Origin of the sequence: Propionibacterium freudenreichii subsp. freudenreichii, from assembly GCF_000940845.1 — a bacterium.
Lineage (GTDB): Bacteria > Actinomycetota > Actinomycetes > Propionibacteriales > Propionibacteriaceae > Propionibacterium > Propionibacterium freudenreichii.
This window is the reverse complement of the sequence record NZ_CP010341.1, coordinates 1,324,013-1,345,852: the sequence shown is the minus strand read 5'-3', so window position 1 is coordinate 1,345,852 and position 21,840 is coordinate 1,324,013. Positions and strand designations below refer to the sequence as shown.

21 protein-coding genes are annotated in these 21,840 nt (G+C 67.3%); 12 read left to right on the top strand and 9 right to left on the bottom strand.

Translation table 11 applies throughout. From position 1 onward, the window contains the following. Positions 1-11: 11 nt before the first annotated feature. The 5 genes from RM25_RS05765 to serA are packed head-to-tail and all read left to right on the top strand — an operon-like array spanning position 12 to position 4,710. Positions 12-965, top strand: coding sequence for an ABC transporter permease (locus RM25_RS05765; RefSeq protein WP_013160910.1), 954 nt, complete (start codon positions 12-14; stop codon positions 963-965). Then, on the top strand, positions 962-1,777 hold the full coding sequence (locus RM25_RS05760; protein WP_044636174.1) for an ABC transporter permease: 816 nt from the start codon (positions 962-964) through the stop codon (positions 1,775-1,777). Before RM25_RS05765 ends, RM25_RS05760 begins: the two co-directional genes overlap by 4 nt. A 1-nt stretch (position 1,778) precedes the next feature. Next, complete coding sequence (locus RM25_RS05755) at positions 1,779-2,636, top strand: ABC transporter ATP-binding protein (protein ID WP_013160912.1); 858 nt, start codon at positions 1,779-1,781, stop codon at positions 2,634-2,636. Next, positions 2,629-3,456: an ABC transporter ATP-binding protein gene (locus RM25_RS05750; protein WP_013160913.1), complete on the top strand. Its 828-nt coding sequence runs from the start codon at positions 2,629-2,631 to the stop codon at positions 3,454-3,456. Before RM25_RS05755 ends, RM25_RS05750 begins: the two co-directional genes overlap by 8 nt. Positions 3,457-3,516: 60 nt before the next feature. Beyond that, positions 3,517-4,710, top strand: a complete 1,194-nt coding sequence (serA, locus tag RM25_RS05745; RefSeq protein WP_044636734.1) for a phosphoglycerate dehydrogenase — start codon at positions 3,517-3,519, stop codon at positions 4,708-4,710. Here serA and RM25_RS11880 read toward each other — a convergent pair. From RM25_RS11880 to RM25_RS05735, 3 genes are read right to left on the bottom strand one after another with little or no spacing between them, the layout of a single operon-like run. Continuing rightward, complete coding sequence (locus RM25_RS11880; protein ID WP_052809131.1) at positions 4,700-5,356, bottom strand: GtrA family protein; 657 nt, start codon at positions 5,354-5,356, stop codon at positions 4,700-4,702. The two genes, serA and RM25_RS11880, sit on opposite strands and share 11 nt — an antisense overlap. Continuing rightward, positions 5,310-5,858, bottom strand: coding sequence for a glycosyltransferase family 2 protein (locus tag RM25_RS11875; RefSeq protein ID WP_052809130.1), 549 nt, complete (start codon positions 5,856-5,858; stop codon positions 5,310-5,312). Before RM25_RS11875 ends, RM25_RS11880 begins: the two co-directional genes overlap by 47 nt. A 9-nt stretch (positions 5,859-5,867) precedes the next feature. Continuing rightward, positions 5,868-6,815 carry a phosphodiester glycosidase family protein gene (locus tag RM25_RS05735; protein WP_052809129.1) on the bottom strand — a complete coding sequence of 316 codons (948 nt, stop codon included), beginning with the start codon at positions 6,813-6,815 and terminating at the stop codon, positions 5,868-5,870. Between the two features lie 156 nt (positions 6,816-6,971). Between RM25_RS05735 and RM25_RS05730 the strand changes: the two genes are divergently transcribed. The 3 genes from RM25_RS05730 to RM25_RS05720 are packed head-to-tail and all read left to right on the top strand — an operon-like array spanning position 6,972 to position 10,145. Next, positions 6,972-7,607, top strand: coding sequence for a DUF4956 domain-containing protein (locus RM25_RS05730; protein ID WP_036940677.1), 636 nt, complete (start codon positions 6,972-6,974; stop codon positions 7,605-7,607). Beyond that, positions 7,543-8,415: a VTC domain-containing protein gene (locus tag RM25_RS05725; RefSeq protein ID WP_330986036.1), complete on the top strand. Its 873-nt coding sequence runs from the start codon at positions 7,543-7,545 to the stop codon at positions 8,413-8,415. Before RM25_RS05730 ends, RM25_RS05725 begins: the two co-directional genes overlap by 65 nt. Continuing rightward, positions 8,412-10,145, top strand: coding sequence for a carbohydrate-binding domain-containing protein (locus RM25_RS05720; protein ID WP_044636172.1), 1,734 nt, complete (start codon positions 8,412-8,414; stop codon positions 10,143-10,145). Before RM25_RS05725 ends, RM25_RS05720 begins: the two co-directional genes overlap by 4 nt. Positions 10,146-10,198: 53 nt before the next feature. Here the strand turns inward: RM25_RS05720 and RM25_RS05715 are convergent, their stop codons facing one another. The 3 genes from RM25_RS05715 to aroA are packed head-to-tail and all read right to left on the bottom strand — an operon-like array spanning position 10,199 to position 13,487. Next, positions 10,199-11,014 (bottom strand): inositol monophosphatase family protein, encoded by an 816-nt coding sequence (locus RM25_RS05715; RefSeq protein WP_013160920.1) that lies wholly within the window; start codon positions 11,012-11,014, stop codon positions 10,199-10,201. 53 nt (positions 11,015-11,067) lie between these two features. Then, entirely contained in the window at positions 11,068-12,138 is a 1,071-nt protein-coding gene (gene rsgA / locus RM25_RS05710) for a ribosome small subunit-dependent GTPase A (RefSeq protein WP_013160921.1), read from the bottom strand. Further along, positions 12,135-13,487 carry a 3-phosphoshikimate 1-carboxyvinyltransferase gene (gene aroA / locus RM25_RS05705; protein WP_036940671.1) on the bottom strand — a complete coding sequence of 451 codons (1,353 nt, stop codon included), beginning with the start codon at positions 13,485-13,487 and terminating at the stop codon, positions 12,135-12,137. Before aroA ends, rsgA begins: the two co-directional genes overlap by 4 nt. 147 nt (positions 13,488-13,634) lie before the next feature. Here aroA and RM25_RS05700 point away from each other — a divergent pair, with 147 nt between their 5' ends. The 3 genes from RM25_RS05700 (at position 13,635) to RM25_RS05690 (ending at position 15,419) form a co-directional block, all read left to right on the top strand. After that, the gene (locus RM25_RS05700; protein ID WP_013160923.1) at positions 13,635-14,387 is read left to right on the top strand and encodes an SOS response-associated peptidase; all 753 of its coding nucleotides are present in this window, start codon (positions 13,635-13,637) and stop codon (positions 14,385-14,387) included. A gap of 74 nt (positions 14,388-14,461) precedes the next feature. Further along, entirely contained in the window at positions 14,462-15,115 is a 654-nt protein-coding gene (locus tag RM25_RS05695; RefSeq protein WP_013160924.1) for a sigma-70 family RNA polymerase sigma factor, read from the top strand. Beyond that, the gene (locus tag RM25_RS05690; protein ID WP_157761568.1) at positions 15,108-15,419 is read left to right on the top strand and encodes a zf-HC2 domain-containing protein; all 312 of its coding nucleotides are present in this window, start codon (positions 15,108-15,110) and stop codon (positions 15,417-15,419) included. Before RM25_RS05695 ends, RM25_RS05690 begins: the two co-directional genes overlap by 8 nt. A 167-nt stretch (positions 15,420-15,586) precedes the next feature. Here RM25_RS05690 and RM25_RS13510 read toward each other — a convergent pair whose 3' ends face one another. Continuing rightward, complete coding sequence (locus tag RM25_RS13510; RefSeq protein ID WP_013160926.1) at positions 15,587-15,661, bottom strand: 50S ribosomal protein bL37; 75 nt, start codon at positions 15,659-15,661, stop codon at positions 15,587-15,589. 243 nt (positions 15,662-15,904) lie between these two features. Here RM25_RS13510 and RM25_RS05685 point away from each other — a divergent pair, with 243 nt between their 5' ends. Further along, positions 15,905-17,413 (top strand): sensor histidine kinase, encoded by a 1,509-nt coding sequence (locus RM25_RS05685; RefSeq protein WP_044636171.1) that lies wholly within the window; start codon positions 15,905-15,907, stop codon positions 17,411-17,413. Between the two features lie 104 nt (positions 17,414-17,517). On the opposite strand, the gene RM25_RS05680 is transcribed toward RM25_RS05685, so the two are convergent. Then, the gene (locus RM25_RS05680) at positions 17,518-17,766 is read right to left on the bottom strand and encodes a WhiB family transcriptional regulator (protein ID WP_013160928.1); all 249 of its coding nucleotides are present in this window, start codon (positions 17,764-17,766) and stop codon (positions 17,518-17,520) included. A gap of 244 nt (positions 17,767-18,010) precedes the next feature. Beyond that, positions 18,011-21,796 (bottom strand): multifunctional oxoglutarate decarboxylase/oxoglutarate dehydrogenase thiamine pyrophosphate-binding subunit/dihydrolipoyllysine-residue succinyltransferase subunit, encoded by a 3,786-nt coding sequence (locus tag RM25_RS05675; RefSeq protein WP_013160929.1) that lies wholly within the window; start codon positions 21,794-21,796, stop codon positions 18,011-18,013. Between the last annotated feature and the right edge of the window lie 44 nt (positions 21,797-21,840).

Genomic DNA, 21,840 nt, shown 5'->3' with positions numbered 1-21,840 from the left:
GTGTAGCGCGCATGATCGGCCGCCAGGTCGTCACCTATGTGGTGGCGCTCCTGGTTGCCTCGCTGATCATCTTCATGTTGGTCAACCTGCTGCCCGGCGATGTGGCGGGCACCATTCTGGGGACCAACGCGGACGCCCAGTCGATTGCCGAGCTGCGGAGGCGGCTGGGGCTGGACCGGCCCTGGCCGCTGCGCTACCTGGACTGGATGGGTGGGCTGGTCACGGGCAACCTGGGCACGTCCGCCCTGTCCGGGGTGAGCGTCGCGGCGATGATCACCCCCAAGCTGGCCGTGACCGGTTGGCTCGTGCTGCTGGGGATGACCCTGTCGATCGTGATTGCCATCCCGGTGGGGGTGATCTCCGCCCTGCGGCGGCGCCATCTCGACGGACTACTGGTCGCCGGGATGTCGCAGGTCGGGATGGCCGTTCCGGCTTTCCTCGCGGGACTGCTGCTGTCGGTGTTGTTCGCGGTGAAGCTGCACTGGCTGCCGGCCAATGGCTACACCAAGCTGACGGCGGACCCGGTGGAATGGGCGCGCCACATGGTGCTGCCCGTCGTCTCCCTGGCGATCGTCCAGTCAGCCGTCTTGGGGCGCTATGTGCGGTCCGCCTTCATCGATGTGCTCAACGAGGACTATTTCCGCACCGCGCGCTCCATCGGATGGCCCTTCCGCGCAGCGGTCGCGCGCCACGGACTGCGCAATGCGGCGCTGCAGGTGATCACGGTGCTGGGCCTCGAGCTGGCCTCGTTGTTCGCCGGCGGCATCGTGGTGGAGAACGTCTTCGTGCTGCCGGGCATGGGGTCCCTGCTGGTGAGCACGGTCAACCAACGCGACCTGCCGGTTGTGCAGGGCATCGTCATGTTGCAGGTGGCATTGGTGTTGGTGATCAACGGACTGGCCGACCTGGCCTACCGCCTGCTTGATCCACGCCTGCGTGATCCCGACCAGGAGCGCACGCTGTGAGGCGCGCGAGCCTGGTGGTGGGTGTCGGCCTGCTCACGGTCGTGGTGGTGTTCGCGCTCGTCGGACTGTTCTGGCTGCCTGACGATCCGGTCAAGGTCCAGGCCCAGCAGGCCCTGCTGCGAGCCGGCGGTGACCACCTCCTGGGCACCGATGGCTACGGCCGCGACATCCTTGCGCGCCTCATGGTCGGGGCCCGCAGTTGCCTGCTGGTCGGCGTCGTCTCGGTGGCCATCGGGGCGATCGTGGGCGTTCCGGTGGGCATCTGGTCGGGCATGAGTCGTCCCAAGGTGGGGCGGCGCATCATGCAGGGCAGCGACATCCTGTACGCCTTCCCCGCGATCCTCCTGGCCATCCTGCTGGCGGCTGCGAACGGCTCGGGCACCACCCTGACCGCGATGAGCGCCATCGGCATCGCGGCCGTTCCCGCCTTCGCGCGCGTCGCGAACTCCGCCACCCGCGGGGTGATGAGCCACGACTGCATCGCCGCATCGCGGTCATCGGGCATCGGATGGGTGGAGGTCGCCAGGTCACATGTGTTGCCCAATATCGCCCCCGTGGTCCTGGTCCAGTCCTCGTCGAGCCTGGGCATGGCCGTGCTCGCCGAAGCCGCATTGAGTTACCTGGGGCTGGGCACACCGCCCACCACGCCGACCTGGGGACGCATGCTGTACGACGCCCAGCCGTACATGTACGCCGACTGGCTGCAGGTACTGTGGCCGGCATTGTTCATCGCGATTGCCGTGCTCGGGTTCAACCTGACCGGGGATGGCCTTCGCGAGATCATCGATCCCCGCCTGAGGGAGGACTCCTGAGATGGCTGGCGAACCCCTGCTGGCGGTGCGTGACCTGAGGGTCGACTTCGGACGCCGTCGTGCCCCGGCCCTGCGTGGTATCGACTTCGACCTGCGGGCCGGACAACGGCTCGGCCTCATCGGTGAGTCGGGCTCGGGCAAATCGGTCACCGCCCTGGCCCTGATGGGACTGCTGCCGGAGACCGCCCATGTCGAGGGTTCCATCCGCTGGGAGGGCCTCGAGCTCGTCGGGATGTCGGACGGCGAATACACCAAGCTGCGAGGCGACGCGATGTCGATGATCTTCCAGGAACCGATGACCGCGCTCGACCCGACCATGCGCGTGGGGCGCCAGGTGGCCGAGGCCCTGCGCCTGCACGGCGGGGCCCCGGCCGGCAAGGCCCGCGAACGGGTGCTTGAGATGCTCGGCGAGGTCGGGCTGCCCGATGCCCGTCGGGTGGCGGACAGTTTCCCCCACCAATTGTCCGGAGGGCAACGCCAACGCAGCCTGACCGCCATGGCGCTGATCAACCGACCGCGCCTGGTGATCTGCGACGAGCCGACCACGGCCCTCGACGTCACTGTGCAGGCTCGCGTCCTGGAGGTGCTCAACGCCGAACTGCGTGCCGTGAATGCCGCCTGCCTGTTCATCAGCCATGACCTGGCCGTCGTCTCCCAGGTGTGCGACGACCTGATCGTGATGTATCGCGGTGAGCTGGTCGAGGCAGGACCGCTGGCGCAGGTGCTCGGCAATCCCCAGCACCCCTACACCAGGGGCCTGATCGCCACCGCCGCCATCAGCGCGGTGCCACCGGGGCAGCGGCTGCCCGAGATCGAGGACTTCTGGAACCCCGACGATGGATGGAACCACCATGAGTGACGCCCCTGCAACTCCGGAATTCCGCGTCCGCGGCCTGCGCAAGGGCTTTGAGCAGGGTGCGCGCAGCGGCTACCGACACGTGCAGGCCGTTGACGGGATCGACCTCGACGTGATGGCCGGCCAGCGGTTGGGCATCGTGGGGGAGTCCGGTTCGGGGAAGTCGACGTTGGTGCGGATGCTCGACGCGATCATCGCGCCCAGCTCAGGGGAGATCAGGTTTCGCGGGCAACGCATCGACGGCGCCAGGGAGCGTCAGCTCGGCGAGCTCAGGTCGAGCGTGCAGATGGTCTTCCAGGACCCACGCAGTTCCCTGGACCCCCGCATGAAGGTGGGCCAGATCATCACTGAGCCCCTGCGTTCCCGCCTGTTGCGGGGGCGTCCCGATGTGCCGCGCGACCATCGTGCGCGACTTGCCGAGGTGCTCGAACAGGTTCAGCTGGAGGCCGACGCGGCCGAGCACTATCCCCACGAGTTCAGTGGGGGCCAGCGACAGCGCATCGCGATCGCCCGTGCCATTGCCCCGAGTCCCGATGTGCTCATCGCCGACGAGGCGGTGTCGGCATTGGACGTGTCGGTGCGGGCCCATGTGCTCAACCTGTTCGCCGACCTGGTCAGCCGCCACGAGCTCACCTTGCTGTTCGTCAGCCACGACCTCGAGGTGGTCCGACATGTCTGCGACTCGGTCGTGGTCATGAAATCAGGCCGCATCGTGGAGCACGGAAACATCGAACAGGTGTACGAACATCCCTCGCAGGAATACACCCGCACCCTGCTGGCGAGCATCCCGCGATTGCGTGCCACGGGTCCGCGCGGATCCTGACATCCGACGCCTACTGAGATGGGGCCTTGAGGATTGGGTGCGGCCCCCTACTATTGCCGCGTGAAGGCACTCCTGCTCGAGAACATCCACCCCGAAGCCACCCGCATCCTCACCGCCGCCGGTTATGACGTCGAGACACGCGCCGGTGCCCTGAGTGAGGAAGAGCTGGTCTCGGCTCTGGACGGGGTGAACCTGCTGGGCATCCGATCCCGCACCCACGTGACGGACAATGTGCTGCGCAGGATCCCCGCCGGCCTCAATGCGATCGGTGCCTTCTGCATCGGCACGAACCAGATTGCCCTACCGCAGTGCGCCACCAAGGGCGTGGCGGTGTTCAACGCGCCCTATTCCAATACCCGCTCAGTGGTCGAGCTGGCCATGGCCGAGATCGTCGCGATGGCGCGCCACCTCACCGATCGCAACGCCCAGATGCATGAGGGCATCTGGAGCAAGTCCGCCACCGGTTCGCACGAGGTCCGTGGACGCCGCCTGGGCATCGTCGGCTACGGCAACATCGGCTCCCAGCTGTCCGTGCTCGCCGAGGCCTTCGGTATGCGCGTCTACTTCTACGACATCCAGGATCGGCTGGCCATGGGCAACGCGCAGCGGTGCGACAGCCTCGACGAACTGCTGAGCAAGGCCGAGACCGTCACCCTGCACGTCGACGGGCGCAAGTCGAACGCCGGGTTCTTCGGAGCCGACCAGTTCGCGGCGATGCGTCCCCGCTCCTTGTTCCTCAACCTGTCCCGTGGCTTTGTCTTCGACGACCAGGCCCTGGCCGAGAACCTGAAGTCCGGGCACCTGGCCGGTGCTGCGGTTGATGTGTTCCCCACCGAGCCGAAGTCCGCGGGGGAGCGCTTCGTGTCGCCGCTGCAGGGGATCCCCAATGTGACCCTCACCCCGCACGTCGGTGGTTCCACCCAGGAAGCACAGGTGGACATCGGCCGCTATGTCGCCAACAAGCTGCAGGAATACATGGACACCGGTTCAACCTCCATGAGCGTCAACCTGCCCGAAGTCAACACGCCTCCGCGCCACGGCGTACGGGTGCTCCACATCCACCGCAATGTGCCCGGCGTGATGGCCCAGCTGAACTCCGTGTTGTCGGGCCATGACGCGAACATCGCCTTCCAGGCGCTGAGCACGCGGGGGGATGTGGGCTACGCCGTCACTGACGTGACCGCTGCCACCTCCGGCTGGGAGGAAGACCTCGCCGAGGTGCCCAACACCATCAGCTGCCGCGTCATTCGCTGACGCGCACGTCGGTTCGCCGAGCGACCACGTCCTTCACCGGTCCAGAGGTGGGGGGCGTGGTGCGTGCTCGGCGTCCCATGAAGACCAGCGTGCGCTGCACCACGTAGCTGACGGCGAACAGGCCCAGCTCTGTGGCTAATTTAGTGAGCACCAACGGTAGGTGCAGCGGCACCGTGCCAAGCCACATGAGGCCGTAGTTGGCACCCAGCAGTACGCCCGCCAGTAGCGCATATCGGGGCAGGGAGGTTCGGGTTGTGCGTCGTCCCACACCGTGGGCGAAGACGATCCGATCGTTCACCAGGTAGTTAGCGGCGGAGCTGACCAGTCTGGCGCCCACCACGGACACCAGGAGGTTCCCGAGGGTCGCATGGAGCAGGAGCACCAGGTCCACCAGGAAGGCCCCGAAGCTGGAGGCGCCAAAGACCAGCAGACGCCCGGACCCCGAGCGCGCAATGTGGCCGACCAACGGGGCATAGATGCGTGCCGAGTCACGAATTGGTCTGAAATGCGACGATTCATTGTGCTGCGAATAGACGGTGGTGATCGGGATCTCGACAATGGGCCAGCCCGCTTGGTGGGCCTCGAGCAGCACCCTGAACTCATAGTCGAAGCGCTCGCCGGGGACGGTGCACAGCCAGCCGAGCATGGGCGCGGGGCAACCCCCGAAGGCCCGTTTGGGTGTCGCCCAGGTGGAGGCCGGTCACCCACGCGAAGAGCCGGGCCGTCGCCCTGTTACCCAGGCGGCTGCGCCACGGGATCCCCTCGGCATCCGGCTGGGCGCGGGGAGAGCCGAAGTTCCTCGTGCCGAGGACCAGGCCTGCGGACATCAGGGCCGTGGCCCTGGCCACGGCCCTGATGTCCGCCGCGGCGTGCTGCCCGTCCGAGTCGGCGCACACCACGGGCTCCCCGGGGCGGTTGGCGATCGCCCAGGCGAAGCCCGCCCGCAGCGCGTGTCCCTTACCCCGGTTGTCGGGATAGCCGATGACGGTGGCGTCGGCCGCCGCAGCCGCGGCGAACAGCGCGGAGTAGTCCGGTCCGGAGCCGTCGTTGACGATCAGGATGTCGCTCGTGTCGGGATGTGCCTGCAGGTCACCCACGAGTTCTACAAGCCGGCGATCCGGCTGGAAGCTGGGTACGAGAACGGGCATGACGCTCCCTCACGCCAGGTAGAGGATGTCGGATACGCCGCGTTCCCGGCCTGTGCCCAATGGGTTGTTGACCAGCGACCCGTTGAAGTACATGACCGACGAGCCACCGCCGTCCAGGTTGTAGGCGGTCCGGGCACCGAGGTCCACGAACATCTGCGCGAATTCGGGCAGCGTGACGCCGCGCGAGTATCCCTCGCTGCGCCCGTCCACGACCAGCAGCGCGAGGTGACCATCGGCCAGGTATCCGATCCCCGTGCGGGGCTGGTCCCCCTGGATGGAGTGGTTGCCGACATTGGTATCGACCTCCACCTGGTCGATTCCCGCGACGACCTGCGAGTCGGCGACCACGCCGGGACCGAACGACAGGGTGTTCCAGACACCCTCGGACACCAACTGTGCCGCGTTCGTCGCGGTCTCGTCATACAGGCGTACCGCGCCGTCGCGGTACAGCGACAGACCCTGCCGGGTGCCCTTGTCGCGCCAGGCGACGCCATTGCGCACCTCAATGCCGTCATCACGGAATCCGTAGTAGTCCCCGTTCACGGCGAAGACGGCATCATGCGCCGTGGCGATCGTGGAGGGGTCCTGGGTGATGTTCTCACCGAACTGGTTGTTGGCGAAGGCCGATCGAAGCACCGTGGCATCGCCCATGCGCAGATCGGCGACGAACCAGGCCAGCGCATCGGAGCCGTTGCCGGAGCTGTGGTTGGCGATGGTCAGCTGGGTCTGTCCGTTGCGGTAGTAGTTGGTGCCGATCTCGCGCCGGTCGGCCGCCATCTGTCCGGTGCTGGATGAATTGGAGGCGCTGGCTGCGGCCTCGGCAGCCGCGACGTCCGAGTTCTCCACATGGGGAATGAGGAATCTCTCCGCGGCCCATGCCGCGCCGCCACCGGCGACGGCGACGCCTGCCCCGGTGAGGACCGCGCGCCGGGAGAACCTGCTGGGTAAGTGAGTCATGGCCACACACTTCCCGCGACAAATGTGCACCGGCAGGGGATTCGCTGGGTTTCCTCTGGCACGTCAGGTGCATAGGCACATGCCGATTCCAGCACAGAGAACCGACAGCGGCGGCGGGTTGATTCAACGTCATCCATTCCGAATCAGGAGCCACCCATGACCGACCTTGTTGCCCTTGGCGCCGACGCCTTGATGATCGTCATCCTGACCTTCGCCGTCTACCTGCCGCGCCACCACCGACGCGACATGGTCGTGGCCTATCTGAGCGTCAACGTCGGCGTGCTGGCAGTTTCCACGGCCTTGTCGGTGAGCAGTGTTGCAGCCGGGCTCGGCCTGGGCCTGTTCGGGGTGTTGTCGATCATCCGGCTCCGTTCGGAGGAGCTGAGCCAGATCGAGACCGCCTACTATTTCAGCGCGCTGGCGCTGGGCCTGCTCGGCGGAGTGGACGTGCCACTGGGGTATTCGGTGCCCCTCATGGCGTTGATCGTGGCGGTCACCTGCATCAGCGACTCCCGGTGGATCGGGCGCGGGATGCAGCGCCAGGTGGTGGCCCTTGATCGGGCGTATCCCGATGCGGCGCAGCTGCGCGCGGCGCTGGGGGAGCGCCTGGGCGGGCGGATCCTGTCGGTGTCCGTGCAGCGCCTCGACTTCGTCAACGACACGACATTGGTGGAGGTGCGCTTCCGGCCCGGATCACGGGCTGGCGGCGCCCCGGACATCGCGGTGGATGGTCGTGCCCCGGTGCCCTGTGCGGAGCGTGAGGTTCCCGGTGCGCGTGAGGCCGTCGCATGAGCAGGACGATCACCGATCTGGCGGATATCGGACTCGACGAGCTGAACCGCACCGCCGCCCTGCAGACGCGGGTGGACAGGAAATACCTGGCGACCCCGGCCGAGGTGCGGACCTTCCTCGGGCCCTGCCCGCTGACAGCAGGGTCCTCACGATCGCAGGCATCCGGGAGTTCCGCTATGTGTCGGTCTACTTCGACACCCCCGGCCAGGACAGCTACCTCGCCTCGGCGCGGGGACGCCGGCGACGATGGAAGATCCGCGAGCGCGACTACCTCGACAGCGGCATGCGGTGGCTCGAGGTGAAGACCTGTCGTGGGGAACGGACCGTCAAGCAACGCCTGCAGATCGACGTCGCCGAGCGTGGCCGGTGGAGCGCCGGGGACCGCCACGAGATGCACCGGGCATTGTCCGTGTGCGGCATGCCGTCTGTCCCGCTGGATGCCCTGGCGCCCCGGCTCAACACGTCCTATCTGCGGACCACCCTGGTCGAACCGGGCAGCGGGACGCGGGTCACCCTCGACCGCAGACTCATCTGGACCTCGGCCGATGATGTCCGCGCGGTGCGGCTGGGTGAGCTGACGGTGGTGGAGACGAAGTCGGCGGGCATGGCACCGGGCCGGGTGGACCACCTGCTGTGGTCGATCGGGGTTCGGCCCCACCGTTTCAGCAAGTTCGCCACCGGCCTGGCCATCCTTGAGCCCGGGCTGCCCCACAACCGGTGGCATTCGACCATCGGACATCTCCGGTCACGACTACGCGAAGGCCGCCCTGAGACCGCGGCCGCCACAATGAGGAGCGAATCATCATGAACTTGTCATGGCAGAAGAGACTGGCCGCGCTCGCCGTCGCGGCCACGCTGACCGGCTGCGGCGCGACCACCGCGTCCAGCCCCACCACGACCGCCTCCGCGCAGGCCGCGGCCACCAGCGTCTCGTCGAGTGCGCAATCGGTGTTGGCCGACAACAAGGACTCGCACTACAAGGCGAGCGACCTTGACTATGAGGCATCCTCGGTGGTGACGGTGACCCTGTCGGGGAGCTCCGCGTCCGCCAGCGGCCCGGGCGTGGGCATCGATGGTTCAACCGTCACCATCACCGAGCCGGGCACCTACAAGGTCTCGGGGCAGCTCACCGACGGACGGCTCGTGGTGAACTCAACAGCCTCCGGCGAGACCCGCATCATCCTCGACGGCGCCGACATCACGTCGAGCAGCGGCCCGGCGATCGACATCCAGGCTGCCGACGAGGTGAACGTGATCCTTGCCGACGGATCGCAGAACACGCTGACCGACGGATCCGGCTATGACACGAGCGCCGACGGCGCGGCCAACGCGGCGCTGTATTCGCGTGCCGACCTGACGATCGCCGGCACGGGTTCCCTGAGCGTCGACGGGAGGACCAACGACGGCATCGCCTCCACCGACGGCCTGGTGATCGTCTCGGGCACGATTCGGGTCCAGGCCATTGATGACGGCATCAGGGGCAAGGACTATGTGATCGTGGAGGATGGCACCATCAACGTGACCAGCGGCGGGGACGGCATCAAGTCGGACAACTCGCAGGACTCCACGCGTGGCTATGTGGACATCGAGAACGGCACCATCGCGGTCAATGCGACCGCGGGTGACGGCGTGGACGTCACCAGCGATTTCGTCCAGACGGGCGCCTCCTTGACGATCACGACCGCCGGCGGTTCGTCCAGCAGGCCCAGCGACAGCACCGATGCCGCGTCCACCAAGGGCATCAAGGCCGGGGCGCAGCTGGTCATCAGCGATGGGACCGACACCATCACCTCGTCCGACGACGCGGTGCACAGCAACGACACCGTGCAGATCGACGGCGGCACGCTCAAGCTGTCCACCGGCGATGACGCCATCCACGCCGACAACGCCCTGACCACCAACGGCGGCACCATCGACGTGACCGCGAGCTATGAGGGCCTGGAGTCCAACGCCATCACCCTCAACGCCGCGACGATCAACATCACGAGCTCCGATGATGGCATCAATGCCTCCGACGGCTCCGGCGAGGCCGACGATCCCGGCGCCGGGTCGGCGTCGAACTCCACGATGGTGATCACCGGCGGGGCGATCACGGTCGACGCGGGCGGCGATGGACTGGATTCCAATGGCGCCATGACGATCAGCGGCGGCACCATCGTCGTGAACGGACCGACCGACTCGGGCAATGGTGCCCTGGACACCGGTGGCACGCTGAGGATCAGCGGCGGAACGCTGTTCGCAGCAGGGAGCTCGGGCATGGCCGAGAGCCCCGACACGGATTCGTCACAGGCCTGGCTCCAGAGCGAACTCACGGCCAGTGCCGGGCAGAGCGTGACGATCTCCACCACCGACGGCACCCAGATCGCCAGCTACACCGTGGCCAAGGCAACCGGGAACATCGTCTTCAGCTCCTCGGCGATCAGCGCCGGCTCAAGCTACCTGGTGAGCGTCAATGGTGGCTCCGCCACCACGGTCACGGCGAATCAGTCGACCGGCAACACGATGGGTGGCGCCATGGGAGCGCCCGGGCCCCGCTGAGACCGATGACGGCCGAGAGCCGGCGGGCACCGGTCCCGATCGGGGCTCCCGGGTCAGTGGTCGTCGCGCTGGAGCCGGTTCAGCACCTCGTCGTGCAGGAGGCCATTGCTTGCCAGGGCACCCCGCCCCACCGGTCCCGGCGCACCCTCGAGATTGGTGAACCGGCCGCCCGCCTCGGTGACGATCGGCACGAGCGCAGCCATGTCGTACAGTTCCAGGTCGGGCTCGCAGGCCAGGTCGACAGCTCCCTCCGCCACCAGCATGTAGCTGAAGAAGTCGCCGAAACCGCGCGTTCGCCCGCAACTGGCCAGCAGCTCGGCAAAGGCCTGCCCGCGATGGTCGCGCGACCAGCCGCCGAGCGACGAATAGGACAGGAATGCGTCGTGCACGGTGCCGACGGCCGACACGGCAAGGCGCGTTCCCCGCGAGAAATCGGGGCCGGCGAAGGCACCATGGCCCTTCGAGGCCCACCAGCGTCGGCCCAGGGCGGGAGCGCTGACCACGCCCACGGTCATCTCGCCGTCGACCATCAGGCCGATGAGGGTGGCCCACACCGGGACGCCCCGCACATAGTTCGCGGTGCCATCGATCGGATCGACGATCCAGCGACGTGATCCCCATCCGGTGTCGGGCATCTCCTCGCCATGGACCGCATCATCGGGACGTTCGGTGGCCAGCGTGGCCCGCACCATGCCCTCGACGCCCTTGTCGGCCTCGGAAACCGGCGTGTGGTCCGGCTTGGTCTGCACCCGCAGGTCACTGGCCCGGAAACGGCCAGTGGTGATGGTGTCCGCCTCGGATGCCATGCGCTGGGCCAGCAGCAGATCGGCCGTGAGATCAGAGCGTGTGGAATCAATTCGGTCAGCCATGGCCCAGACTCTAGTGGTGTGGGTGAGCGCGCTCGCCGCCCGTCCGGGTGGGACTAGTGGTTGCGCTCCTGCACCGAGCTGTAGTCCGCCCTGGCCCCGTCCACCGCCTCCAGAATGCGGCGGAAGGAGGTCAGGCGCTGGGCGGACAGGTCGCCACGGGCCAACGCCGCGTCCAGTCCGCACTCGGGGGCTCCCGCGTGGTGGTTGCATCCACGGGGGCAGTCAGCGGTGAAACGCATCAGGTCGGGGAAGGCCTCAAGGATGGTCTCCGCGCTCACATGGCTGAGCCCGAAGCTGCGCACGCCCGGTGTGTCGATCACCCAGCCCGCCTCCGGGTCGCCCGCGAAGGGCGGCAGCTGCAGGGCGATGGCCGAGGTGGAGGTGTGTCGTCCCTTGCCGGTGACATCGTTCACCACGCCCGTGGCCCGATCCGCATCGGGGACGAGTCGATTGATCAGGGTCGACTTCCCGACGCCGGAATGTCCGACGAACACCGTCACATGGTGGGCTAGGGCGGCACGCAGTTCATCGAGGTTGCTGTCCGGCATGGAGACGAAGATCGGCACGTCAAGCGGCTCATAGAGGTCGACCAGCTCCGTCGGGTCGGCCAGGTCGGCCTTGGTCAGGCAGATGAGGGGCTTCACGCCGGCGTCGTAGCCGGCGACGAGCACGCGGTCGATCATGCCGGCGCTGGGCTGGGGATCCGCCAGTGCGGTCACCACCACGAGTTGATCGGCGTTGGCCACGATCGGGCGTTCATAGGGATCGGTGTCGTCGGCGGTGCGGTTGAGCTCGGTGCGACGCGGCTCCACCTGCACGATGCGCGCCAGGGTTCCCTCCTCCCCGCTGGTGTCGCCCACCACGCGCACCACGTCACCGACGATCACCGCACCGCGGCCGAGCTGGCGGGCCTTGGCCGCCACCAGGTGGCGCGGGGAATCCGGTGCGTCCAGCAGGAGGTGGTACCGGCCCCGATCGACCGTGATGACCCGCGCCGTGGGGGCCTCGGAGTAATCGGGGCGACGCTTGGTGCGGGGGCGGGTGCGCTTCGCGGGACGCCCGAAGTCGTGGCTGTCGAAATCGGTTCCGCGTCCGATCACGCCGCGGGTCTGGCGGGGGCTCACCGTGCGTTCACCAGCCTGTCCCATTCGCCGGGGAAATCGGGCATCGTCTTCGTGGTCGAACCCACGTCGTCCAGCCTGATGCCCGGCACCATCAGTCCGATCAGCGCGCCCAGGTGGGCCATCCGGTGATCTGCGTAGCACCGGAAGAGGCCATCGCCGGTGCTTGGGTGCAGCTGGTCAAGGCGCCCCGCCATGCCCTCGATGCGCAGGCCGTCGGGCAGTTCGGCGACGTCCACGCCGACGCGGGTCAGCTCCGTGGCGATGGCCGCGATGCGGTCCGTCTCGTGGCCGCGGATGTGGCCCACCCCGCGGATGGTGGTCGTCCCCCTGGCGGCGACGGCCAGGGCGGCGACCGAGCAGGTGAGTTCGCTGGCGGGGCGCAGGTCAAGCTCCGCGCCCTGCAGGTCGTCGCGGTGTGTGGCGGTGGCCCGGCCCGCCCCGGTGGCGAAGGCGGCACCCATCCTTGCCAGGACGGGCCCGATGAGTGCCCCGGGCTGGGTGCTGCGTCGGGGCCAGTCGGCCACGGCCACCGAGCCACCGGTGATCACGCCGGCGATCAGGAACACCGCCGCATTCGTCAGGTCAGGCTCGATCCGCTCATCGGCGGCACGGATCATTCCCGACTCCACCACCCAGCGGCGTCCCCGCTCCGGTTGTGCGACCCTCACGCCGTGACGAGCCAACATGGCGATCGTCATGTCGATATGTGGCGCCGAAGGCACGTTGGCGCCGGTGTGCATCAGATCGATGCCCTGCGGGAAGGCGGCCGCAGCCAACAGCAGGCCGGAGATGAACTGGCTGGACGCCGAGGCATCGATGCTCACCTCATGTCCGGTGAGTTCGTCGGGTGCCGTGAGGTCGAAGGGGATCGCGTCTGAACTGGTGGCGGCCCCCAGCTGGCGCAAACCCTCGAGCAGCGGGGCGATCGGACGCTCGGCAGCCCGGTCATCGCCCACGAACCGGGTGGTGCCCGCCACCAGCGCGGCCAGGGGAGGCACGAAGCGCATCACCGTGCCGGCCAGCCCGCAATCAATGGGTGCGGTGGCGGCGTGCAGCGGACCCGGGTGCACCGTGACCTCGTGGGCGTCGCCGGGGGCGATCGTTGTGCCCAGGCCACGCAGTGCGGCGATCATCAGTCGGATGTCGCGGGCGTCCGGCAGGCCGGTGATGGTGCTGGGGCCGTCGCCCAGCGCGGCCAGCACCAGGGCCCGGTTCCCCTCGGACTTCGAGCCGGGCACGTGCACCGTCGCATGGAGGGGGACGCGTGCCCGGGGCGCCGGCCAGCCCTGCGAGGTGGTGACGCGGGGATCGGCAGCGGTCTGGCGGTCTCCGGCAACGTGCTCAGTCATGTGTTCAGGCTACCGAGTCCTCCCGGATGGTCGCGGCGTGCGGGCCATTCGGGAGGCCAACGGGGTGGACCAACGAGGTGGGACGTCAGGGGACAGGGCGGTGGGCGTTCGCCCCGGGTCCGTGGGGCCCGCGCGTACCCTGATGGCGTGTGTGGAAGATATGCGCTGAGCGCCGATCCCGATGAATTGGTCGAGGTCTTCGACATCAGTGAGATCGCCGAGGACTCGGGTGAGTCGCTGGCGCTGACCCCCGGCCAGCCGCAGGCCGACTACCCGCAGTGGATGCGGCCGCGGTTCAACATCGCCCCGACCCAGACGATCCCGGTGGTCGTCACGCGCGGACAGGACCATCCGGTGCGGAAGGTCGCGGGCATGTACTGGGGGCTGGTCCCGTCATGGTCGAAGGGGCCCGGCAGCACCCGACGCATGATCAACGCACGGGTCGAGACCCTCGACGAGAAGCCGGTGTACCGCACGGCCCTGGCGCGGCGTCGGTGCATCCTGCCGGCGAGTGGCTACTACGAGTGGCAGCACCCGGCGGACAAGTCCGTGCCGGCCCGACCATTCTACATCGAGCCCGCCGACGGCGGCCTCCTCGCCCTGGCCGGCCTCTACGACTTCTGGCGTTCGCCACAGGGCAGCTGGCTGTCCTCGTGCACCATCATCACCACGGAGGCGACCGGCGAGATGGCCGCCATCCACAACCGCCGCCCGGTACTGCTCCAGCCCGACGCGTGGGGCGACTGGCTCGACCCCAGCTGCACCGACAGCCGGGAGGCACTGGGCCTCATCGCACCCCTGGCGGCCGGCCTGCTCAGCGCCCACCCGGTGAGTCGGCGGGTGAATTCTCCCCGCACCGATGACCCCGGATTGACCGAGCCGATCATGGCGGGGGAATAAGAGACCTCGTTGGCTACGTTCTTCATGGCGTGCAGACGATCACCCAACCGCGGAGTTCGGTACTGTCATATGCGATGACGATTCCAACCCCTGCGACTAATTCATCGGCTCGCGGCGCATCCGCCGAGCCGGTTGGCGACGTGCGCGATACCGAGACGGATGCCGAACGGGCGGAGCGCTTCGAACGCGATGCCATGGTCTACATCGACCAGCTCTACGGCGCGGCGTTGCGCATGACGCGCAACCCGAGCGACGCCGAGGACGTGGTCCAGGAGACCTACGCCAAGGCGTTCAGCTCGTTCAAGCAGTTCAGGCCGGGCACGAACCTGAAGGCCTGGTTGTATCGCATTCTCACCAACACCTACATCAACACCTACCGCAAGGCGCAGCGTCAGCCCCAGACCGGGTCGGACGATGTCGAGGACTGGCAGTTGGCCAAGGCGGCGTCCCATGAGGCCACCGGGCTGCGGTCGGCGGAGATGGAGGCGCTGCGTGAGATGCCGGATGCGGCAGTGACCAATGCACTCGAGCAGCTGTCCGACGAATTCCGTGAGGCAGTCCTGCTCGCCGATGTCGAGGGCTTCTCCTACAAGGAGATCGCCGAGATCATGGGCACGCCCATCGGCACGGTGATGTCACGGCTCAACAGGGGACGTGCGCAACTGCGCAAGCTGCTGGCCGACTATGCACGTGAGAATGGAATCGGGGGAGACCGGACTCATGAGTGAAATGGGCCATGGCGACTTCGTGTCAGCCACTGACGAGCATGCCTGTGAGATGGCATTGGGTAGCCTGCAGGCATTCCTGCACGGCGAGCTGCCCGAGGCCAACGCGGACGAGATCCGCCATCACCTCATGATCTGCGAGAGCTGTATGAACGACTTCGACATCGAGGAGATGATCTCATCGATGGTCAAGCGCTGCACCGGCACACCCTGTGCGTCGCCGGCCCTGCGCACCCGCATCACCGCATTGAGCGTGGAGCATCGTCGTTCCATGTCGGGCGGCGACGTCACCACCGAATCCGCCTGAACCCCGCCCGGGCGTCAGGCTCCGGTGGGTCCGCGACGATGATCCTCGCGGTTTCGTCCCCGGGTGTCGCGCCAGGGAGATGTGGCTGACAGACAATGCAGTTGACAGACGATGATGCCGGCATCCCCACTGGGGGTGCCGGCATCATCGGTAGTAGTGGTCAGAAATTAGGCGTTGGGTCGCTTGCCGTGGTTGGCGGCATTCTTTCGGCGAGCACGACGCTTGCGTCCGGTCTTTCCCATAGGCCCTCCATCCCGCAGCCGAACCGGGGGTTCGGCGCAATTCAAGTATCCCCGCATACCGAGGTCTACGGGCGTGGATTCCAATTCTGCCACGTGGCAAGTCCCTGCCCCAAACAGGCCATCGCCGCGAAAACCCGCGCCCCGGGGCCGCCAGCGCAGGCACATGGTGGGCGACCGGCCCACCACGACCAGCCCGGGCCCGGGGGCAGGGCAGGGAGCTGTCCACCGCATAAAGTTGGTCCCATGGTGTCAATGAACCGGGTCCTGGCTGATCACACGGTCCTCGACGAGGATGATCGCGAGTGGCTCACCTCCCTGGTCCGTGAATGGCACCTGCTGGCCGATATGAGGTTCTCCGACCTGGTGCTGTGGGTCCCCGATGAGGACGAGAACGTCTTCTGGGCCGCAGCCCAGCAGCGTCCGGTGACCGGGCCGACGGCGCTCGAGGATGACGTCGTCGGTGATGAGATCCGCTACGAGCCCGACTCGCTGGTGACCGAGGCCTTCATGTCGCGCGAGGTCAGCGAGACGAGCAACAACCGGCTGCGGGCCGGTATCCCGGTGGACGTGTGGGCCATCCCGATCCTGCGCCACGGCGATGTGATCGGTGTCGTCGAACGCCACACCAACCGGATGGGCGTGCGTGCGCCGGGGGCGATGGAGGACTACTACCTCGAAATCGCCGACATCCTCACCGACATGGTGCATCACGCCGACTATCCCGTGAGCCCCGCCAGCGATCCCTCGATGAGTCCGCGGGTGGGCGATGGGTTGATCTATGCGGGCATGGACGGCGCCATCAAGTACGCCAGTCCCAACGCGGTGTCCGCCTATCGCCGACTGGGGATGGTGGGGGACCTGGTGGGCGAAGATGTCCATCATCCGGCGCCCGACAGCCTGCGGGTGTCCATCTTTGCGGTGTCCCCCCACGGCGAGGGCACCTTCGCCGACCATGAATCGGAGCCCAGCCAGTCAGTCTTCCGCACCGACATCGCCGGGGAGTACGACCTGGAGAACGATGCCGGGTGCATCCGCGCCCGCGTCCTGCAACTGCGCAAGGACGGGCGACAGGTCGGGGTACTGATGCTGTGCCGCGACATCACCGAGCTGCGCGACCGCGAACGCGAGCTGGTCACCAAGGACGCCACGATCCGTGAGATCCACCACCGGGTGAAGAACAACCTCCAGACAGTGGCCGCGCTGCTGCGCCTCCAGGCGCGCCGTACCCACTCCGACGAGGCCAAGAATGCACTCACCGACGCCACGAATCGGGTCCAGTCCATCGCCGTGGTGCACGAGATCCTCTCGCAGAGCTACGACGAGGAGGCAGAATTCGACCAGGTGGCCGACAAGCTGTTGCAGATGGTCGGCGACGTTGCGGCGGCGTCGGGCACCGTGCGCGCCAAGCGTGAGGGAAGCTTCGGACTCGTGCCGGCCAAGGTGGCCACGTCCCTGTCCCTGATACTCACAGAGCTGTGCCAGAACGCCATCGAGCACGGGCTGGCAACCCATTCGGGAAATGTCTTCGTGCGTCCCCAGCGCAATGCCGCCGGCGACCTGGTGCTCGACGTCGTCGATGAGGGGGAGGGGCTGCCCGAGGGCTTCCAGATGGGTGCCACCAACAGCCTCGGTACCTCCATCGTCACCACCCTGGTGGCCGATCTGGGGGGAGAGTTCACCCTGTTCAACAATGCCGACGGTCCGGGAGCCACCTCACGCATCGTGGTGCCGGCGTCGACGCTCAGCGTCTGAGCCAGCAACGGCAGCTGGCGGGTCCTGCCCGCCGGTGGCGTCGGCAAGCAGAAGGTCGTGCCCGCAGGCTTCGCGGGCACGACCTTTCTGTATCAGCAGGCTGTTCAGGCGCTACGACGTGACCGCGCGGCCCGGCGCTTCATCGCGCGGCGCTCGTCCTCCGACATCCCGCCCCATACGCCGTGGTCCTGACCGGCCTCCAGGGCCCAGGCCAGGCACTCTTCGCGCACCTCGCATCGCTGGCAGACCTTCTTGGCCTCTTCGATCTGCGCCAAAGCCGGACCAGTGTTTCCGATGGGGAAAAACAGCTCCGGATCCTCATTGAGGCAGGCAGCCTTGTGGCGCCAGTCCATCTGGGTGTGACTCCTTCTGCAAAGCACAAGCGTCCGATGACACTGGGCGCCGGGTGCGAATGATCAAGCGGGATGGGGAAGAACGTCAGTAACGCAAAGAATCCCCGCCTGACTACTCTGCCATGTTCGCAGAGTTTTCAACAGGGTCCCGGCATGACAAGAATCCCGCACGACCGATTAACTCGCGGGCGGACGTGCATCGTGCCCGGCCCGGACCGTGACGGGCGGGCCGGGCACGATGGGATCAGTCCTGGCCGAGCGATTCCGCCAGCAACGAGCGCTGCTGCGCCAGGTGCACGGTGTGGGAGCCGACCGAGGGCGCCGACGAACGGGGCCGGGTGACCGGACGCATCCGGAAGGGCCTATTCAGCGCCTCCGAGAGCGCGGGGGTCAGGAAGCGGTCCATGAATTCCCAGGCCCCCTGGTTCTCGGGCTCCTCCTGCACGTAGCGGAAGTCGTTGACCTGCGGGAACGCCCGGAGGATCTCGGCGAGCTCGGCGGTCGGCAGCGGGAACAACCGCTCCAGGGAGACGATGGCGATCTGCCCGTCCAGACCGAGCTTGCGGCGCTCGGCCACCAGGTCCCAGCGGATCTTGCCGGCGCACAGCAGGACGCGCCGCACGGCTCCGGGATCGGTGATGGTGGGATCGGCCAGCGCGGGCCGCCAGGGCTCGTCCAGCAGGTCACTCAGTGGGCTGGCCGCCGCCTTGTTGCGCAACATCGACTTCGGTGTGGCCACCACCAGCGGACGGTGCCAGTTCACATAGGCGTGCTGGCGCAGCAGGTGGAAGTAGCTTGCCGCCGTGCTGGGCATCGTCACGGCGATGTTCCCCTCGTCGGCGGTCTGCAACCAGCGTTCGATGCGGCACGACGAATGATCGGGTCCCGCACCCTCATAGCCGTGCGGAAGCAGCAGGACGACGCCGGAGCGTTGCTGCCACTTGGCGAAGCCCGAGGAGATGAACTCGTCGGCAATGGTCTGGGCGCCATTGGCGAAGTCGCCGTACTGGGCCTCCCACAGCACCAGGGCGTCCGGAGCGGCCGTCGAGTACCCGTACTCAAAGCCCATCCCGGCATATTCGGTGAGGTTCGAGTCATAGATGTCGAAGGGGGCCTGATCGTCCGACAGGTGCTTCAACGGCACCCAGGCCTCGTTGGTCACCCGATCGACCACGGCACCGAAGCGCTGGCTGAAGGTTCCCCGACGGGTGTCCTGTCCGACGAGGCGCACGTGGCGACGATCCTGCAGCAGCGTGCCGAAGGCCAACAGCTCCGCGGTCGCCCAATCGACCGGACCATTGTGGATGGAATCAGCGCGCCGCTTGAGCTGGGGACCCACCTTCGGATGCGGGGTGAACCCCTCGGGCAGGTTCTCATAGACGTCGGCCACCCGCTCGAACTGCTCCCGGGTGGGAGTGGGCGGGGCGCTGGCGGCCCGTTCCTTGGCCGGGTACTGGGGCGCCAGGCGGTACGCAACCTGATGGTCCACCTCGTCGCGGGGGATCTCGGGATTGCGGACCATCGAGAACACTTCCTCGAGACGGGCCCGGAAGCGGTTGACCGCCTGCTCGGCATCCTCCACCGAGATGTCGCCGCGCCCGATCAGGGCGTCGGTGTAGATTTTGCGCACCGAACCCTTGCGGGCCACCAGGTCATACATCTGCGGTTGGGTGAAGCTGGGATCGTCACCCTCATTGTGACCGCGCAGGCGGTAGCAGACCATGTCGATGACGACGTCCTTGTGGAAGCGGGCCCGGAAGTCGAAGGCGAGTTCGGCGGCCCGGGCACAGGCATCGGGATCGTCGCCGTTCACGTGGATCACCGGTGCCCCGAGGGCCTTGGCCACATCGGTGCAGTACTTCGAGGAACGCCCGTCGCTGGGTGAGGTGGTGAAGCCCAGCTGGTTGTTGACCACCAGGTGCACGGTGCCGCCCACCCGGTAGGGGCGCAGCTGGCTCATCTGCAGCACCTCGTAGACGATGCCCTGCGCCGAGAACGACGCGTCGCCGTGCATGAGGATCGGCAACACGGGGTAGTCGGCGGGAACCGGCTGACGATCACGCTTGGCCCGCGCAATGCCCTCCAGCACCGGATCGACGGCCTCCAGGTGGCTGGGATTCGCGGCCAACGAGACCTTGATCTTCTCCCCCGACATGGCCGTGAACTGGCCGGTCGCGCCGAGGTGGTATTTCACATCGCCGGTGATGTCCTCCTCGGTGGGCACCTTGTTGTCGAACTCGCGGAACACCTGGCTGTAGAGCTTGCCCACCACATTGGTCAGCACATTGAGCCGCCCACGGTGGGGCATCCCGATGCTCACCTCGGCCATTCCACCATCGGCGGCGGCCGCACACAGTTCCGACAGGATGACGATGGACGACTCCGCGCCCTCCATGCTGAACCGCGTCTGCCCGACGTACTTCGTCTGCAGGAAGGTCTCGAAGACCTCCGCCTCACTGAGCCGGTCAAGGATCAGCAGGTGTTCCTCCCGGGGGCGGGGCTTACGCGGACGCTCGAAGCGTTCCTGCACCCATGCCCGTTCCTCGGGATCGTCGATGTGCATGTACTCGATGGCCAGCGTGTAGCAGTACGACTCGCGCAGGATGTCGAGCATCTGGCGCAGCACGATGTGGCGCCCCTCCTCGCCACCGAAGCGGCCCACAGGGAACTCACGGTCAAGGTCCCAGATGGACAGGCCATGTGTGGCCAGGTCGAGGTCGGGGTGGGTGCGCATCCGGTACTCCACCGGATCGAGGTCGGCCAGCAGGTGGCCCTCGGCCCGGTAGGCCTGGATCAGTTCGGTGACGCGGGCGCCCTTGGAGATCTCCGACTGCGAGTTCGCGGTGAAATCGCGGTCCCAGTGCAGCGGGGGATAGGGGATCCGAAGTGCCTCATAGATGTGCTCGTAGAAGCCGTCGGCGCCCAGGAGCAATTGGTGGATGCGACGCAGGAATTCCCCGGAGACGGCCCCCTGGATGATGCGGTGGTCATAGGTGGACGTCAGGGTGCAGACCTTGGAGATCGCGGCGTCGTTGGTGCGCTGCGTGCTGGTTCCCTGGAAGGCGGCCGGATAGTCGATGCTTCCGACGCCCATGATCATGGCCTGGCCGCTCATCAGGCGCGGCACCGACATGTTGGTGCCGATGCCGCCCGGGTTGGTGATCGACACCGTGGTGCCGGCGTAGTCCTCCAACGTCAGCTTGCCCGACCGGGTGCGGTCCACGAGATCCTCGTAGGCCGACCAGAACTGCGCAAAGTCCAAGTTGCCGGCGTCCTTGATGTTGGGCACCAACAGCTCCCGGGTGCCGTTCTTCGCCGTCGTGTCGATCGCGATCCCCAGGTTGATCGCCGGGTTCTCCACGAGCGTCGGCTTGCCGTCGGTCATGTCGAACGAGTGGTTCATCTCCGGGACGTCACGGATGGCCTGCACCATGGCGAAGGCGATGATGTGGGTGAAGCTCACCTTCCCGCCGCGGGTGCGGGCCATGAAGCTGTTGACCAGCGCCCGGTTGTCGATGACGAGCTTCATCGGCACCTGGCGAACGGACGTGGCCGTGGGCACCGACAGCGATTCGTTCATGTTGACGGCGGTGGTCTTCGGAATGCCGCGCAGCACGGTGCGGGTGGCCTGGCCCTCCGCCTTCTTGGCGGGACGGACTGCCGGGTTGGGCACGTCGGCGGACAGGCCGCCACCCATGCCGGGCTGCTCGGGGGCGTTCCGCCGGATCTCGCGGGGCTCGAGGGTGGGGACGGGGGCCTGAACGCGGCTGGACGGTGGTTGGGCAGGTTCATTGGGCCCCGGTGCGCTCGAGGTCGGTGCTTGCGGGGTGGGGGCCTGCGGGGTGGGGGCCTGCGTTGGCGCCGGGGTCACCGGGGCCGGGCTTGCCACCGGCGTTGACGGATCGGGCGTGACTCCCAGTGCCTGGAAGTATGCGCGCCACCTCTCATCAACAGAAGTGGGATCTGCCAGATAGCGCTGGCGCATATCGGCAATGAGCCAGTCATTGGCCCCAAATTTGTCAGTACCCATGATGTTCGTGGCTGAGCCACGTCCCTCACTTCCATGTGATTTCT